Source organism: Bradyrhizobium sp. Rc2d (assembly GCF_900099855.1).
Lineage (GTDB): Bacteria > Pseudomonadota > Alphaproteobacteria > Rhizobiales > Xanthobacteraceae > Bradyrhizobium.
In genome coordinates this window covers 214,139-227,942 of sequence record NZ_FNCU01000002.1, presented here as the reverse complement: position 1 = coordinate 227,942, position 13,804 = coordinate 214,139, and the positions used below count along the sequence as shown (strand labels likewise).

At 58.9% G+C, this 13,804-nt stretch carries 11 protein-coding genes; 10 read left to right on the top strand and 1 reads right to left on the bottom strand.

The genetic code is table 11. The annotated features are described in order from the left end of the window. Position 1 precedes the first annotated feature (1 nt). From BLV07_RS05535 to BLV07_RS05490, 10 genes are all read left to right on the top strand, one after another. Positions 2 to 1,186: an FAD-binding protein gene (locus BLV07_RS05535; protein ID WP_091880931.1), complete on the top strand. Its 1,185-nt coding sequence runs from the start codon at positions 2 to 4 to the stop codon at positions 1,184 to 1,186. Between the two features lie 2 nt (positions 1,187 to 1,188). Next, positions 1,189 to 2,499 carry a glycolate oxidase subunit GlcF gene (gene glcF / locus BLV07_RS05530; protein ID WP_091880929.1) on the top strand — a complete coding sequence of 437 codons (1,311 nt, stop codon included), beginning with the start codon at positions 1,189 to 1,191 and terminating at the stop codon, positions 2,497 to 2,499. Between the two features lie 602 nt (positions 2,500 to 3,101). Beyond that, the gene (locus BLV07_RS05525; RefSeq protein ID WP_091880927.1) at positions 3,102 to 3,941 is read left to right on the top strand and encodes a transketolase; all 840 of its coding nucleotides are present in this window, start codon (positions 3,102 to 3,104) and stop codon (positions 3,939 to 3,941) included. After that, a complete protein-coding gene (locus BLV07_RS05520; RefSeq protein WP_091880925.1) occupies positions 3,938 to 4,945 on the top strand; it encodes a transketolase family protein in 1,008 nt (335 codons plus the stop codon). Before BLV07_RS05525 ends, BLV07_RS05520 begins: the two co-directional genes overlap by 4 nt. A gap of 731 nt (positions 4,946 to 5,676) precedes the next feature. Then, positions 5,677 to 7,215: an aminoacyl-histidine dipeptidase gene (locus BLV07_RS05515; RefSeq protein WP_091880922.1), complete on the top strand. Its 1,539-nt coding sequence runs from the start codon at positions 5,677 to 5,679 to the stop codon at positions 7,213 to 7,215. A gap of 126 nt (positions 7,216 to 7,341) precedes the next feature. Continuing rightward, positions 7,342 to 8,409, top strand: a complete 1,068-nt coding sequence (locus tag BLV07_RS05510; protein WP_091880919.1) for a sugar ABC transporter substrate-binding protein — start codon at positions 7,342 to 7,344, stop codon at positions 8,407 to 8,409. Between the two features lie 68 nt (positions 8,410 to 8,477). Next, positions 8,478 to 9,989, top strand: coding sequence for a sugar ABC transporter ATP-binding protein (locus tag BLV07_RS05505; RefSeq protein WP_091880916.1), 1,512 nt, complete (start codon positions 8,478 to 8,480; stop codon positions 9,987 to 9,989). A 20-nt stretch (positions 9,990 to 10,009) separates the two neighbouring features. Beyond that, positions 10,010 to 10,987, top strand: a complete 978-nt coding sequence (locus BLV07_RS05500) for an ABC transporter permease (RefSeq protein ID WP_091881199.1) — start codon at positions 10,010 to 10,012, stop codon at positions 10,985 to 10,987. A 60-nt stretch (positions 10,988 to 11,047) separates the two neighbouring features. Then, positions 11,048 to 11,947: an SMP-30/gluconolactonase/LRE family protein gene (locus BLV07_RS05495; RefSeq protein ID WP_091881197.1), complete on the top strand. Its 900-nt coding sequence runs from the start codon at positions 11,048 to 11,050 to the stop codon at positions 11,945 to 11,947. Positions 11,948 to 11,989: 42 nt separating this feature from the next. Continuing rightward, on the top strand, positions 11,990 to 12,739 hold the full coding sequence (locus BLV07_RS05490) for an SDR family NAD(P)-dependent oxidoreductase (protein ID WP_210187788.1): 750 nt from the start codon (positions 11,990 to 11,992) through the stop codon (positions 12,737 to 12,739). Between the two features lie 89 nt (positions 12,740 to 12,828). Here the strand turns inward: BLV07_RS05490 and BLV07_RS05485 are convergent, their stop codons facing one another. After that, a complete protein-coding gene (locus tag BLV07_RS05485; protein ID WP_091880910.1) occupies positions 12,829 to 13,572 on the bottom strand; it encodes an SDR family oxidoreductase in 744 nt (247 codons plus the stop codon). Between the last annotated feature and the right edge of the window lie 232 nt (positions 13,573 to 13,804).

Sequence of the window (13,804 nt, the reverse complement as noted above, 5' to 3'; positions counted from 1 at the left end):
TATGACGCGCCATAATCCAACGTCTGAGGCTGAGGCCTGCGCAATCGTCGCAGAAGCTGCGGCGCAGCGCACTCCACTGGCGATTCAGGGCAGTGGGACGAAGCGCGCGTTCGGCAGGCCGCCGCAATTCGAGTTGACCCTCTCGTCATCGCAAATGACAAAAGTCACGCTCTATGAGCCAGCAGAATTCGTGATTTCCGCCGAGCCTGGCGCCCCTCTCAGTGGGATCGTTCGGCTGCTCGCGGAGCATCGGCAAGAGCTCGCCTTCGAACCTCTCGACTACCGCCCACTGCTGGGCAGCGACGGTGAACCGACGATCGGAGCGGTCGCCGCCATGAACCTTTCAGGACCGCGCCGAATCGCTGGCGGGTCAGCCCGCGATAGTGCTCTCGGGGTGCGGTTCGTCAATGGGCGCGGCGAGGCGATCAAGTCCGGCGGTCGTGTCATGAAGAACGTGACGGGCCTTGACCTCGTCAAGCTCATGGTCGGCGCGCATGGCACCCTCGGCTTCCTCACCGAAGTCACTTTCAAAGTCGTCCCGAGCCCACAGCGTGTAGCAACATTGTGGCTGGTGGGCCTCTCCGACCAGACCGCCATAGCGGCGCTGTCGGCGGCGCTCGGCTCGCCGTACGATATCAGCGGCGCAGCGCACCTGCCCGCGAAGATCGGTGACGGCGCGCGCACCTTGATCCGCGTCGAGGGGTTTCCCGATTCGGTAGAATATCGACTCGGTGAGCTGCGGTCGCTTTTGAAAGCGTTCGGCACGGCCGTGGTGCTCGCCGATGACACTGGGAGGGATCTCTGGGGGGCGATCCGCGATGCAACGGTCCTCGCTGAGCCTCGCGATAAGGCGATCTGGCGCATCTCAACGGCACCGACCAAAGGTGCTGACGTCGCGGCGCGGATTGCTCGGACTATCGATGCGCGGTGGTTCTTTGACTGGGGTGGCGGGTTGATCTGGCTGGCGTGCTCAACGGCCAGTGCCGCCAGTGCGGCAACGATTCGCGCGGCGACCCGTGAGGCCGGTGGACATGCCACCCTCGTGCGCGCACCCGAAGACGTCCGTGCTGCGGTCGATGTATTTGATCCTCCGGTCGAAGCGATTGCGCGGCTTCAGACCGGGCTGAAGGCCTCTCTCGATCCGGCTGGGATATTCAATCCTGGTCGGATGTTCCCCGAGCTGTAACGATGCAGACAACGTTTACCGCTGAACAACTACGGAATCCCGCAACAGAGGCTTCGGAAAAGATCCTTCGAAGCTGCGTTCATTGCGGCTTCTGCACCGCCACCTGTCCGACGTATCTGCTGCTTGGCGACGAGCTCGACAGCCCTCGCGGCCGCATCTATCAGATCAAGGACATGCTGGAGGGCAGCAAACCGGCGACCACGCCGGTCGTCAAGCACATCGACCGCTGCCTATCGTGCCTGTCGTGCATGACTACCTGTCCGTCGGGCGTGCACTACATGCACCTAGTGGATCATGCTCGCGCCTATATAGAACAGACATATCGGCGGCCCTTCCACGACCGGCTTGTCCGGGCCATGCTCGCGATGATTCTTCCCTATCCGAGACGGTTCCGAGCGGCGATCACTGCGGCGCAAATTGGCCGGCCGTTAAAGTATATCTTGGCCGGCTTGCCCCATGTAGGCGATCGGCTTGCGGCAATGCTCGATCTCGCGCCAGCCCATGTGCCGCTTCGATCCGCCACGCAAAAGCCGGGTGTTTTTTCGGCAATGGGAGAGAAGCGCGGCCGCGTCGCAATTCTCAGCGGTTGTGCCCAGCCTGTACTACGCCCCGACTTCAATGAGGCAGCCGTCCGGCTCTTGACCCGCCACGGCGTCGAGGTGGTACAAGCCAGAGGTGAGGGGTGCTGTGGCGCGCTGGTCCATCATCTCGGACACGAACGCGATTCACACGAATTCGCAAGGAGAAACATCGACGCGTGGATCGCAGAGATGGATGGCGAGGGCCTCGACGCGATCATCACTACGGCGTCTGGATGCGGAACGACGATCAAGGATTACGGCTTCATGCTCCGTGAAGATCCCGCCTATGCAGATAAGGCACGGCGGGTTTCGGCAATCGCGCGAGATATCACCGAATTCCTCTGGCCGATGAAACTGGACGTCTCACCCATAGCGCGCGATCTCGTCGTCGCCTACCATTCGGCCTGTTCGATGCAGCATGGTCAAAAGATCACTGAGGAACCGAAAGCGTTGCTTAAACAGGCCGGCTTTACGGTCAGGGATATACCTGAAGGACACATCTGCTGCGGATCGGCGGGGACTTACAACATTCTTCAGCCGGAAATCGCGAAACAACTGCGTGTGCGAAAAGTGGCAAACATTCGGCGCGTGAAAGCAGACCTGATCGCGACAGGAAACATAGGTTGCATCACGCAGATCGGCGATGGCGCCGACATACCGATCGTCCATACGATCGAGTTGCTCGATTGGGCGACCGGAGGACCAGCGCCGAAGTCATTTGCTGTGGGCTGATCTTAAAGGCGCGCGAGGTAACAACTGTGTGTCTGGTTGCAGCGAGTGCGAGATTGCGCGGTGAGAACTCGGGCATGGAAGACGCAAAACTCACCTTGGTTTTAGATGTCGCTCCCGATCATCCAGCGGCATCTGGCATGGTTCTGATTTGAGCGGCGGTTCTGGATTGGGCGGAGTGGGGTCGATAGCGCGAGCGAGCGCGCTCACGGCAAGCAAAAACGATCTTCTCAGCATGTCACATCTCCAAAGTGTTGTCGGGAGACGCAGCGTTCTTACAAACAGTCCTCCAGAGACGGAGAATAATGTCACCCGCTTGACGCATGTTAAGCGGGGCGTGCGGATGGTTCGCGCCGATCTTCGGGCGAAACTTGCAACGGCGTCGCCGCCATACATGAACCAGAATCACCTAAATGACGATCTAATTCTTTTGCTGTAATTGCCCAGACTTATATTGCTTTGGCGATCGCGGACCGAAGAGCCGCGCGAATCGGAGAAGCGCCCAGATCGAGTGCGCAACGGAAGATCGCCGTATGCCTCGTCTCGTTCGCTGTTCGACAGGAGCGCGGGTTTCGCGCGTTCCGCAACAACTAGGATCAGGCGACATGACGGTTCAAGGCCACAACGTCTCACTGCACGAACGAGCTCGCCGCATCAGATGCCATGCGCTCCGAATGGGCGAAGTGCAGGGGCAGGGCTACATCGCCCAAGCCCTGGATATCGCTGACGTATTGGCGGTGGCTTACTTCCATGCCATGCGGTATCGGCCGGAAGATCCAGAGTGGGAAGGGCGCGACCGCTTCCTTCTCTCCAATGGTCACTATGCAATTGCACTGTACGCCGCGCTGATCGAGGCGGGCATCGTTCCGGAGGCAGAGCTGGAGACCTACGGCTTCGATGATAGCCGTCTGCCGATGTCCGGTATGGCAAGCTACACGCCGGGGATGGAAATGTCGGGCGGTTCGCTGGGGCTCGGTCTTACCATCGCGGTCGGCCGATGCCTTGGATTGAAGCGAAAAGGATCCGACCGCTTCGTCTACACGTTGTTCTCTGACGGCGAGCTCGATGAAGGATCGAAGTGGGAGGCGATGATGTCCGCCGCTCACTACAAGTTGGACAATCTCATTGCCGTGGTCGACGTCAATAACCAGCAGGCGGATGGCCCTTCCGGCCAAATGATGGGCTTCGAGCCCCTGGTCGACAAAGTGCGATCATTCGGCTGGTTCGTTCAGCGGGTGGACGGTAATGATCTCAATGCCGTCGTTGCGGCATTCGATGCGGCAAAGACGCACGAGGGAGCCGTGCCGCGAATGATTATCGCCGACACGGTCATGGGAAAAGGCGTGCCGTTTCTTGAGGCGCGTGAGCGGAATCATTTCATGCGCGTCGATGCGAACGAGTGGAAGTTGGCACTCGCAGCGCTGCAGGATGGGAGTCAGCCATGAAGGTGACATCAAGCACCACTACGTCGAAGCAGCGCCTTACGACATCGGCAATGATCGCTTCGATTGCCGCAGAGGGACAACCAACAAGGGCCGCGCCGTTCGGCCATGCCTTGATCGAACTCGCGCGACGGCGTCCCGAAGTCGTTGGGATGACGGCTGACCTCGGCAAATACACCGATCTCCATGTGTTCGCGAAGGAGTTTCCGGACCGTTACTATCAGATGGGTATGGCTGAGCAGCTGTTGTTTGGGGGCGCGTCCGGACTTGCCGCAGAGGGCTTTATGCCGTTTGTGACGACTTACGCCGTGTTCGCTTCTCGGCGCGCCTATGATTTCATTCACCAGACGATTGCCGAAGAAGATCGGAACGTGAAGATCGCATGCGCGCTGCCAGGGCTCACATCCGGATACGGCCCAAGTCATCAGGCGGCTGAAGACCTGGCACTGTTCCGCGCGATGCCGAACATGACGGTTATCGATCCATGCGATGCTCTGGAAATTGAGCAGGCGGTGCCTGCCATGGCGGCGCATCCTGGCCCCGTCTATATGCGTCTGCTGCGAGGGCAGGTGCCGCTCGTGCTTGACGAATACGGCTACAAGTTCGAACTTGGAAGAGCGAAGCACTTGCGAAGCGGGGATGACGTTCTCATCATCTCTTCCGGCCTACTTACGATGCGGGCGTTAGAAGCAGCAAAAAAACTTGAAGCAGATCGTGTTGGCGCGTCAGTGCTCCACGTGCCGACCATCAAGCCGCTTGATGTCGAGACCATTGTGGCCGCTTGTAGAAAGCCGGGGCGAGTCGTCGTCGTCGCGGAGAACCATACGATCATTGGTGGGCTAGGCGAAGCAGTCGCCGCTGTTCTGATGAGGGAGCGTGTGCATCCTGCATTCCACATGATCGGCCTGCCGGACGAATTCCTAGCGGCTGGCGCCTTGCCTACGCTTCACGATCGATACGGAATTTCGACGGATGCGATCGTTAGCAGCGTCAAGTCCTGGCTTTGACGGCTACGTACCACGACGCGCGGACGCGAGTCTGCTTGTCGACCTTGAACGAGTCGCCCTGGGTCTGCCCATACGGAGCCTCCAAATGAGCAGACGGGCACCTTTGACAGGTTCGCTCGGTACGGGAAGCGTAGGTCCAAACCTGCGCGGCAGGTAGCCCTTTCAGAGGATCCTGGTGCTCGCGGCCATAGGCCTATCCTCGTAAGCTAGGGAGCTTTAGTGTTCCCCTCACTGAAGACTTTCGTGCTCATAGCGGATGCGCCTGTCGGCGGCCGCTCAGGCATTTGGCATTCTGCTTGGCGTGGAAACAGATTCCAGGAGGCCAATCAGAGTCCTGCGGTTCGCGTGTTTGCTGTCGAAGCCACCACGAACCTCTCGCATGTTTATCGACAAGCCAGGCGTAGCGAGCGAGATCGGCATTTAAAAAATCTCTCGGCAGTCTTATTCGACACCGGCTTTCTTTGCAGGTGCCGACGCTATTTTGCCCCGACCGTTTAGCACCCGTTTCTCTGATGCTAGCGCCGGTAAAGACGGTGACGGTCGGCGCGTGGGAGATTGTAGAACGTAACTCCCCTCGATCGAAGTTTGTTCGCCGCTCGAAACTGGCATTTGGATGAGGACAATTCACTCAATGAAGCGCGCAATTCGTTTGATCTGCTGATCCTATTTCTTATCGTCGGAAGAATGAGGGCGGCCGCAATGCACGACGGCGCCGGCACTGGGAGGAATTCATGTCTGCGCACCAGACCGCAACAACAACCGTAAACGATCGACGTCCCGACGCTCACTCGGTGGGAGCCGATAAGAGTGGAGTCCTTGCGGACCTCAAACCCGAAGTCTTCTTTCGCTACTTCGAAGAGATCAGCCGCATTCCCCGCGGGTCCTATAACGAGAAGCAGGTGAGCGACTACATCGCAAAGTTCGCGCGGGACCGCGGGCTCGAGTGCTACCAGGACGACATCCACAATATCCTAGTCAAGAAGCCGGGAACGAGCGGATACGAGAACGCGTCGCCGCTCATCTTCCACGGTCATACCGACATCGTGTGCGAGAGCGATGAAGGTGTGGAGCACGATTTCGAGAAGCAGGGCATCAAGCTGCGGATCGACGGCGACTTCATCCATGGCACCGGTACGACGCTCGGCGCCGATAACACGGTGGGTGTGGCGTTGGCGCTATCCGTGCTCGACGCCAAGGACATTCCCCATCCGCCACTCGAGGTCGTACTGACAGTCCAGGAAGAGGTCGGAAAGGGAGGCGCTCAACACTTCGATGCGTCCCGTCTGACGGGCCGGCGGTTGATCGATTTCAACTGGCACGATCCCAAGAGTCTCTTCGCCGGCTGCGCGGGCGACATCTCGGCGCGCTTCCGGATTCCGGTCGAATGGCAGAAAGCGCCGGCCGGCTTGACGGCGATGCGCCTGTTCGTGAAGGGACTGAGCAGCGGCCACTCGGAGTTCGACATTCACCTCGAGCGCGCCAACGCGATCGTCCTTCTCGCTCGGGTCGTCGGTGCGCTCCTCGACGAACTGCCGGTCCGGCTGGCGTCGGTCAGGGGGGGCGTCAATCGGTACGTTATTCCGGGAGACGCCGAAGCACTCCTGCTTATGCATCAGGCAGATGTGGATCGTGCGAGCGAGATCGTCCGGAACGTCGCCGCAGATATCAAGAAGGAGTTCTTCGTCAGCGACCCGAAGCTCGAGGTCGGTTTGGAGCCGAGCGACGGTCTCGTGGAGCGCGTCCTTTCGGATGTTACCGCCAATTCGGTTGTCCAGGCGATCACGCTGACGCCCAACGGCGTCCAAAGCATGAGCCTCACAATCGCGAATCTGGTGGAGAGTTCGAACACCATTGCCCTGTTGTCGACAAGCGACGAGGAAGTCGAGATCCTCTCGACCATTCCGAGCGCGATCAGCTCGCGGCGCTACGCCATCCTCAAACGTATCGAGCGGCTGGCCGAGCTGATGGGGCGTGGGACCAGGGTTACCACCTTCGCCGATTGCCCGGAGTGGCCCTACAACAAGGACTCAAAGCTTTTGGCGGTCGCCACCCGCGCGTTCGAAGATACGTTCAAGGCCAAACCTCACGTTGAAGTATCTCACTCAAGCCTCGAGTTGGGTCTTTTCAACAAGAAGATCCCGGGAATCGACATGATCTCGATCGGACCGGAAGCGTTCGATGTGCACACGACCCGAGAGCGTCTCAATCATACCACCGTCGAGCCTATCTGGCGGCTTCTCAAGGAAATTCTCCGCAATCTCAGAGATTAGCGCGACCTCGCGCGTCTCAGCGGACTGATCGTTAACAGAGCTCCATAATGACTGGAGCCCTGGACGAGGTTGCTCGCGCACGCGGGCAGCAGATGTTGCACCAGAAACAAGCATTGGAGGGGAAACATGAAGCGTTCTTTCTGTAATTCATTGGCGGCGGGGTTGCTCGTGGCCATCGTCATGCCCGGTATGGCGTTTGCCGCCGACTACGGGGCGGTTTTTCCAGGAATCCTCATGGACAAGGTGATTCCGCCAACCGGCAAAGAGGCGAAATCCCAGGTGAAGACCAATCGTCCCCTTAAAGTCGGTTTCCTGCCGACGGCAATGGATACGTACTATCAGCGTGTGCTGGCTGGAGTTAAGGAGGAGATCGATAGAGCCGGGGGACCTTCCACGATCCAACTGCTCGTGCAAGCGCCGAAGAGCCAATCAGCGACGGACGATCAGGTCCGCACGATGGAGGCCTGGATTAACGAACGCGTCGACGCGATAGCGGTCGCGCTCTACAACGAGGGCGCTTTGGAGCCGTTGATCCGCCGCGCGACGGAAGCGGGAATCCCGGTGTTCCTGTTCAACTCACCCGTCGCGGACGACCCTTATTACGTCAGCGATATCGGATACGACCAGAGCGACGGTGGTCGCGCTCAGGCGCAGTGGATTGTCGATAACTATAAGGACAAGGGAGAGGTCAAGATTGCTGTCCTTGAGGGCTTGCCCGGTCCGCACACTGCGCAACGCATGAAGGGCTTCAATGAAGTCCTCTCAAAGTACCCGAACCTTAAGATTGTGGCCAAGCAGCCGGCCGGTTGGGTGCGCGCGCAAGGTCTGACCGTGACCGAGAACATGCTCACCGCGCATCCAGATGTGGATATTCTCGTTGCGCTCTACGATGAAATGGCGCTGGGGGGCCTCCAGGCCTTGAAGGCGAGGAAGCTGAACGGAAAGATTGCGATCGTAGGCTACGAGAACATGAAGGAAGCCAACGACGCGATCAAGGTCGGCGATTTCGCAGCCACCGTCGATACCGGGGCCAAAGAGGAAGGCCGCAACATCATCCGCGCGGTCGAGCGATTCGTCATGAAGGGCGAAGGCGTCCCCAAGAAGATCTTCGTCGCGCCAAAGACGTACGATGCCAAGAACATCGGCACGTTTGATCCGGCCGACTACATCTACGTCGCCAAGAATACGAAGTAGATGGTCAGGAGGAGCCACGCTCGCCGCTCGAGCGTGGCTCCATCTGCTGTTACGAAGGGGCGACATCAATGAACCGGTCGGAACTGGCTCTCAAAATCACAGGCGTTGGCAAGCGCTTCGGAGCGACCAACGCGCTGTCGAGCATTTCGATGAATCTCGCCAAGGGCGAGGTGCTGGGATTGGTGGGCGAAAACGGGGCCGGAAAATCGACCCTGATGAAGATCCTATCTGGGGCCCATGTGCGTGACGAGGGCGAGATTGAAGTTGATGGGGGGCGGGTGGAGATCCGCGAGCCGGCGGACGCGCAACGGGTAGGTATAGGAATTATCTATCAGGAGCTCAGTCTGTTCCCGGACCTCGATGCGGTTGAAAACATCTTCATCGGCCGGGAGATGTCGATTGGAAATTCTCCGAACATGACGGTGCCGCTTCGAAAGAAGGCCATGCGGGATTGCGCCCGTCGAATCCTGAATGATGTGCTTAGCGTCGAGATTGATCTCGATTGCCCTGTTGGCTCGCTCACTCTTGCTCAACGACAAATCGTCGAAATCGCCAGGACGTTGAACTCAAACGCAAAGATCCTGATCATGGACGAGCCGACCGAGGCGCTTGAGAAAGCCGAACGAGAACGCCTCGTCAGAATCATTAACGATCTTAAGCTGGCCGGGAAGTCCGTCATATACGTGTCTCACAAACTGGATGAGGTCTTGAAAATTTGTGACCGCGTCGTCGTGATGCGCGATGGGGCGTGCGTCGCCGACCTGCCGGCATCGACGCTCGACGTGAACAAGATGATCGGCTTGATGATCGGCGGCTCGCTGGCAAAGCAATTTCCGACGAAGACAGATCCAGGCGCTGATCCTGTCCTCAAGGTAGAGGGTCTATCCCGACGCGGAGCATTCGAGAACGTCAATTTCGAATTGCACGAGGGGGAGATTCTAGGCGTTGCGGGGCTCGAAGGATCGGGCAAGAGCCGCCTTCTAAGGGCGTTGTTCGGTGATGGTGTGTGGGACTCTGGCAGAATCCTGCTGAAGGGACGATCGATCTCGATCGACTCGATATCGGCCGCGATGAACAACGGGATCGCGTTTCTTCCGGCTGAGCGCAAGACGGAGGGCATCTTCGCCGAACATAGCGTCGGCTGGAATTTGACCGCCTCCAGCTTGAGCAAATTCGGCGGTGTTCGCCTGGATCGGCGAGCGGAACGTGTTCAATGCATCAACCACATCCGGAAGATGGGTATCAAATCGGAAGGACCTGAGCAGTCGATCGGACGGCTGAGCGGCGGCAACCAGCAGAAAGTGCTCTTAGCGCGATGGCTGCTCACCGAGCCTGACGTATTGCTTCTCGAGGAGCCGACGAGGGGGATCGACATCAAGGCGAAGGCCGATGTTTACCAGCTAATCGCCAGCAGCGCGCAGACCGGAAAGGGGATCATCGTGGTCTCATCTGACAACACCGAGCTGCTGGGGTTGTGTCATCGGATAATGGTCATGTTTGAAGGCGAGGTGGTCGGAATACTGGACTCGGCTTCCGCAAGCGAAGAAGCCATCGCCTCGCTTTCGATTCAGCGGACCTGAGAAAAACAATGGAGAACAGAATGTCGACTCAGGCCTTGGATGCAAAGACATCGGTATCGAAATTCAGGCTCTCCGGGGGGGCGAGCGGCATCGTGATCGCGCTGATCGTTCTCATAGTGGCACTTGGAGTCGCATCGCCACGCTTCCTGAGCGTAGGTAACCTCACAGATATCACGCGGCAGGCGGTCTTTGTCGCCATTATCGCCTTCGGTGCTACCCTCGTCATTGCCATGCGAGGCATTGATCTCTCGGTTGGGTCGACGTTGGCATTCACCGGCCTGATTGCTGCGGACCTGATGAATCGGGGGCTCAATCCGTTCGTCAGCGTCGCCGCGAGCCTGGCTGTCGGTACTCTGATCGGCATCGTGAACGGCGTTCTGGTTGCAAAAGTCAAGATAGCTGACTTCATCGTCACCATGGCGATGATGGTCATCACGCGTGGATTGATCATGGTCTACACGGAGGGCATTCCGCTCACTGGCTTGTCGAATCCTTCCTTCCAGGCCTTCGGCCAGGGATTCGTTGGGTTCGTGCCAATGCCGGTGTTGGTCACCATTCTGACTTTTACAGCGGTCTACTTCCTGCTTTATCAAACGCGCTTCGGCCGTTACACGCTGTCGATCGGAAGCAATCCAGAAGCGGCGCGGCTGGTCGGTATAAGAATCGATCTCATCAAGATTGCTGTGTATGCACTTACTGGATTTCTGGCGGCGCTATCAGGCGTTCTCCTTACCTCACGGCTCGAAGCAGCAATGCCAGAGGCTGGCGAGGGCTATGAACTGGATGTGATCGCAGCGGTAGTTATGGGGGGTACGAGCCTCGCGGGAGGCAAGGCGTCTCTGTTGGGAACTGCTGCTGGGGCGGTCCTCATGGCCGTCGTGCGCAACGGTCTCAATATTCTCAACGTTAACACGTTCTGGCATCAAGTCGTGATCGGCGCGATCATTCTGTTGGCCGTGTGCGCCGACAAGTTTGGTGGCCGCTCGAGGGACACCTGAGTGCGGGAGGCAAGTGTGGGTTTTGGCCTAGGCCCAATCGAGAATAGCTTGCGATACCCCGTGGAGGGCGTCGAGGCGCTCGATCGACGGTTCACGTACAAGATCGGAAATGCACCGATCGAACGTCTCGCAACAGGCTTTGGATGGGTGGAGGGACCTGTCTACTTCGGGGATAGTGGCAGTCTTCTCTTCAGCGATATTCCGAACAACCGTATTTATCGCTGGTTTGAGGCGGATGGACATCTAGGAGTATTTCGAAGTCCTTCGAATTATGCGAATGGGCATACCCGCGATCGTAATGGACGCCTTGTCAGCTGTGAGCACCTTAGAAGAGTTACTCGCACAGAGCTGGACGGGACCATCACCGTCCTGGCGGACCGGTACGAAGGAAAACGGCTCAGCTCGCCAAATGACGTGATTGTGGCGTCCGATGGCGCGCTGTGGTTCACCGACCCCGGGTACGGCATCGACAGCGACTATGAGGGGGTCAAGCAGGAAGCCGAGCTTCCCCGGGCGGTCTACCGACTGGATCCCGCCGGATCGCTCAATGTGGTCGCGGACGATTTCGTGCGGCCTAATGGCCTGGCTTTATCTCCGGACGAATCGCAGCTGTATGTCGTCGACAGCGGAATAACGGACGGCGGCCCGTCGCATATCCGGGTCTTCGACGTGGTCGACGGACGCTTGAGGAACGGCGCGGTGTTCGCCGACGACTTCGCTCCCGGTTTCACCGACGGCCTGCGCGTCGACGTTCATGGAAACGTCTGGTGCAGTATGGGGTGGGCGGATCCCGCGGAAGACGGCGTCCGCTGCTACTCCGCGGAAGGGGCCTTGATCGGAAAGATTCATCTGCCGGAGACCTGCGCAAACGTTTGCTTTGGGGGGCGTCGTAAAAACCGGCTCTTCATGGCGGCTAGCACGTCGATCTACGCGGTGTGCCTCAACACGACGGGTATTTGACTCGCGCCGAAAGCGCGACGGGACAAAACGAGGAGACTTGAAGTGCTTGTGGGAAAGGTTGCTATCGTCACAGGAGCCGGCAAGGGAATGGGCGAGATCCATGCCCGCGAATTTGCGGCGCAACGTGCAGCCGTGGTCCTAACCGATGTCGACACAGAGAGCGGTCGTCGTGTTGCTGATGAAATATCAGCGTCCGGCGGCACGGCAATTTTCGTCGAACACGATGTGATTGACGAGGAGGCGTGGAGCAACGTCGTTGATCAGGCGGAGCGCTCCTTCGGATATGTCAACGTGCTCGTCAATAATGCAGGAATATTCATCCGCGAGGCGATTGAAAAGCTTTCCCTCGTGGACTTCCGAAGGCTGTACGAGGTGAACGTCACTGGCGCGTTCCTCGGGTGCAAGCTGGTCGCTCCCAGCATGAAGCGGGCGGGCGGAGGTTCGATCATTAACGTGTCATCAGTGTCCGGCATCGTGGCGAACATGCCGGGCATGACCGGCTACTGCGCGACGAAGGGGGCCATTCGCATGCTTACCAAGGCCGCGGCCGTTGACCTTTGGCAGCACGGGATCAGAGTGAACTCTGTACACCCAGGCACGATCAGGACGCCCCTCAATGAGAATTACTTCTCTGATCCGGAGCAGACGCGTCTCATCCTGGGAAGCACGCTCATGGCAAGACCCGGAGAGTGCTCGGAAGTATCGGCGGCGCTCACGTTTTTGGCGTCGGACGGATCGAGCTACATGACGGGTTCCGAATTAGTCGTCGATGGCGGTATGACCGCGGTCTGATCTCCGCGGTTCAAGGCCTGCCGGATATCAACCTCAGCCAGAGGAGAGGAAAGTAGGTTAAGGCTCAAAATGCCTTTCAATCGCAGGGTTCACCAGGCCTGATCGACAGGAGCGACAATGACCTCGCTGATCGCGACGCTTGGCGGCTGGTTCAGCGCGAAAACCACTGCTTCGGCCACAGCCTCCGGCTTGATTGCCTGCCTGGAGAGATCGATGGCGACGTCCTTCGCCCTGCCATCGCGTAGCTTGTGGGGCCAGCCCGTATCGATCACGCCGGGGCTCACCATTCCAACCTGGATGCCGTGCGAGGCACCGACCTCTTTGCGCAGGCTCTCTGTCATTCCTTGGATGAAGAACTTCGTCGCGGCATAGACTCCGCCTGCTTCGCCGGCACGGTGGCCTGCAACGGAATCGATGTTGAGGATGCGACCCGCCTTGCGCTCGAGCATGGTGGGAAGGACGGCGGCGATGCCGTGCAGATACCCGCGCAGGTTGACATCGATCATCTTATCCCAGTCCGCGATCGCGCGCTCGTTCCAGTACGAGAAGAGCATCAGGCCGGCGTTGTTCACCAGAATGTCCACGGGGCCGTAGGTGCTCTCCGCTAGCGCGACGAGCGATTCAAAATCTTCTACGCGGGTAACATCAGTCACCTTGTAGACGGCCTTGCCACCCGCGGATTGGATATCGGCCACCAACTTCGTGAGGCCGCCCTCGTCGATGTCACCGAGCACCATGCGCGCGCCCGCTCCGGCCAGGCGCCGGCTGGACGCGGCACCGATGCCCGACGCAGCGCCTGATATGACGGTAACGGCATTCTCGAGATACTTCATAGTCATGTCTCCGTTTGACAGCTTGCTTGGGCCGCGCCTCAGAGCGGCTCGCGATCAATTCCAGTCGGCAGCGAGGTCGGGCGGCGAGAAAGCCGATTGCATGTTCGTCAATGTGCTCATGGCTTTGGTCCAGCGGACGACCGCGGTAAGGCGCGCCGCGTGCTCATCTCGATGAGACAGCGGTACCGAACGCGCTTGCTGACAACACGCTTGCCGCCGCCACTGCGAGCAC

What these genes read in the sequence shown, in the direction of transcription:
- BLV07_RS05520 (WP_091880925.1), top strand. Translation starts at nt 3,938, where the DNA reads ATGAAGGTGACATCAAGCACCACTACGTCGAAGCAGCGCCTTACGACA.
- BLV07_RS05485 (WP_091880910.1), bottom strand. Translation starts at nt 13,572, where the DNA reads ATGAAGTATCTCGAGAATGCCGTTACCGTCATATCAGGCGCTGCGTCG.
- glcF (WP_091880929.1), top strand. Translation starts at nt 1,189, where the DNA reads ATGCAGACAACGTTTACCGCTGAACAACTACGGAATCCCGCAACAGAG.
- BLV07_RS05505 (WP_091880916.1), top strand. Translation starts at nt 8,478, where the DNA reads ATGAACCGGTCGGAACTGGCTCTCAAAATCACAGGCGTTGGCAAGCGC.
- BLV07_RS05525 (WP_091880927.1), top strand. Translation starts at nt 3,102, where the DNA reads ATGACGGTTCAAGGCCACAACGTCTCACTGCACGAACGAGCTCGCCGC.
- BLV07_RS05535 (WP_091880931.1), top strand. Translation starts at nt 2, where the DNA reads ATGACGCGCCATAATCCAACGTCTGAGGCTGAGGCCTGCGCAATCGTC.
- BLV07_RS05515 (WP_091880922.1), top strand. Translation starts at nt 5,677, where the DNA reads ATGTCTGCGCACCAGACCGCAACAACAACCGTAAACGATCGACGTCCC.
- BLV07_RS05510 (WP_091880919.1), top strand. Translation starts at nt 7,342, where the DNA reads ATGAAGCGTTCTTTCTGTAATTCATTGGCGGCGGGGTTGCTCGTGGCC.
- BLV07_RS05500 (WP_091881199.1), top strand. Translation starts at nt 10,010, where the DNA reads ATGTCGACTCAGGCCTTGGATGCAAAGACATCGGTATCGAAATTCAGG.